Consider the following 780-nt stretch of genomic DNA (forward strand, 5'->3'; position numbering starts at 1 on the left):
TTAAGATTGTTTTCTTAATTGCGGATGGTTTTCCAATGTATCAATGATGATTTCAATCATGCGGGGGGCGGTTTGCGCCAAATCGAAGCCTTGACCTGAAGAAAGCCAGCGCCAAATCAAGCCGTCTAATGAAGACTTGATGAAGATGACCGCCATATCGGTATCCAAATTATCCGCCAACGCTTTTTGTTGTACCGCATCAGTCAGGACGGCAATGATTTTTTCACGCCATAATGATTGGTGTTTTTTAGCGATGGCAATGACTGCCTCGTTTTGCTCGGTATGTTCACATTTTAAAAACAAAATGCTGTGAAATTTATAGTGAAGCTCGTTGTGTTGCAGGCGCTCGAAGAAACGGGTCAGGGTCAGGCGGAAGCTTGGCCAAGCCTGTTCGTTATTATTGTTTGAGTCTTCTTTCATGCAGCTTTCGATGTCGTCGCAAATCCGTTGGAACAAGGCATCAAACAAATCTTCTTTGTTTTTGAAATGCCAATACAGCGCGCCGCGCGTTACGCCTGCGGCTTGGGCGATTTCGTTGAGCGAAGTGCGGGCAATGCCTTTCTTATAAAACGTATCTAATGCGGCAAGCATGAGATATTCTTTGGTTTTTAAAGCTTCGGTTTTGGTTCTTCTCATAGTTGTTTTGTAGGAAATGTAAATTTATGGTTCGGATTATAAAAAATTACTTCTGAACATGCGAGAATGTATGTACAATTCAATTCAATACTTGATAGTGTTTCTCAACACTATATAATCAGCCTGTTTTTCACAAAAGCAGGC

The 780-nt window shown here is 41.8% G+C and carries 1 protein-coding gene; it reads right to left on the bottom strand.

What is annotated here, in order from left to right:
* Positions 1 to 636: a multidrug efflux system transcriptional repressor MtrR gene (mtrR, locus tag ACTHUT_RS21305; protein WP_250601116.1), complete on the bottom strand. Its 636-nt coding sequence runs from the start codon at positions 634 to 636 to the stop codon at positions 1 to 3.
* Between the last annotated feature and the right edge of the window lie 144 nt (positions 637 to 780).

Source organism: Neisseria sp. P0022.S010, assembly GCF_051956635.1.